The 1,488-nt window shown below is 62.5% G+C and carries 1 protein-coding gene and 1 pseudogene; one reads left to right on the forward strand and one right to left on the reverse strand.

Going from position 1 to position 1,488, the window contains the following annotated elements:
- Nucleotides 1-58: 58 nt before the first annotated feature.
- Nucleotides 59-1,101: pseudogene (locus AC1DUU_RS31805) on the forward strand (DUF1214 domain-containing protein).
- 79 nt (nt 1,102-1,180) lie between these two features.
- On the opposite strand, the gene AC1DUU_RS31810 reads toward AC1DUU_RS31805, so the two are convergent.
- The coding region (locus AC1DUU_RS31810; RefSeq protein WP_476787280.1) for an MFS transporter at nt 1,181-1,488 on the reverse strand (308 nt) is incomplete at its 5' end.

The following is a 1,488-nucleotide window of genomic DNA, read 5'->3' on the forward strand; positions in this document are numbered from 1 at the left end:
GGTTTGGGTGCTGCCTGATATCGAGCGTATCGCTGCCCAGTGAATGCGGAGAGAAGAAATGAAAAACTTACTCGTTCAAGTCTGYGCGAGCTTGCTGCTCGTGGCGGCCCATCCCGCACTCGCGCAGACGCAACCCGCCCCACCGGTTGGCAATGCCGTCGCGGTCACAGMCGATAACTTCATACGCGCCGAGACGGATATGTATTTCGCGCTCTTCGCCAGCCAGGGCAGCCTCGGCAAGTTCAACCACCTGCGCGACCTGCCGCTCGAGAACACTGGCGTGCGCCCCAACCGCGACACGCTTTACTCGCTTGCCGTGTTCGATCTCGATGCCGGGCCGGTCACGATCACCATGCCCGATGCCGGCAAGCGCTTCATGTCGCTGCTGATCATCGACGAGGACCACTACGCGCTGGAAGTCGACTACGGTCCTGGCGCGCACACCTTCGCCAGAGATAAGGTCGGGACGCGCTACCTGTTTGCGGGCGTCCGCATCCTGTCGACCCTGGCGATCCCGCTGACATGGACCGAACCCGCGCGCTGAAGGATGCAGTCAAGGTCGAGCAACCAGGCGGGCCGGGCAAGCTCGAACTGCCCAATTGGGATCAAGCAAGCCAGAAGAAGGTGCGCGATGCGCTCCTGGCGCTCAACGACACGCTGCCCGACCTCAGGAATGCCGGCGGCCGCAGGGGCGAGGTCGATCCGGTGAGGCACCTGATCGGCACGGCATCGGCCTGGGGACTCAACCCCGACAAGGACGCCATCTATCTCAACGTCACTCCGGCCAAAAACGATGGTGCGACGACCTACCGGCTGGATATCCCGGGCAACGTGCCGGTCGATGCCTTCTGGTCGGTCATCGTCTACGACGCCACCGGCCATCTCCAGAAGAACCCGCTCAACGCCTATTCGCTGAACAGCGTCACAGCCAAAAAGGCCGCGGACAGCTCCGTTGCCGTCCAGTTCGGTGGCTGCGACGGCAAGATTTCAAATTGCCTGCCGATCATGAACGGCTGGAACTATATGGTCCGCCTCTATCGTCCGCGTGATGAAGTCCTCGACGGCAGCTGGAAGTTCCCCGAGGCGCAGCCGGTGAACTGACCGCTCTGCCTCGCGTCCCCAAAAAACAAAAAAGCCCGGCAGGTTGGCGCCTGCCGGGCTTTTCGTAGGTAGCCGAGGGTCAATCCTTGGCGTTGAGGTCGGTGCCGAGCGTATCCTTGACGAACAGCGTGCCGATGATCAGCGTCATGGCGGCAATCGCGATCGGGTACCACAGGCCGTAGTAGATGTCGCCGGCGGCGGCACTCATGGCGAATGCGGTTGCCGGAAGCAGTCCGCCGAACCAGCCATTGCCGATGTGGTAGGGCAGCGACATGCCGGTGTAGCGGATGCGGGTCGGGAACATCTCGACCAGGATCGCGGCGATCGGGCCGTAGACCATGGTCACGTAGATGACCAGCACGGTAAGGATCGCGATGACGCCTGGCC

The sequence above is a fragment of the Aminobacter sp. P4_H6_2 genome, assembly GCF_056400805.1.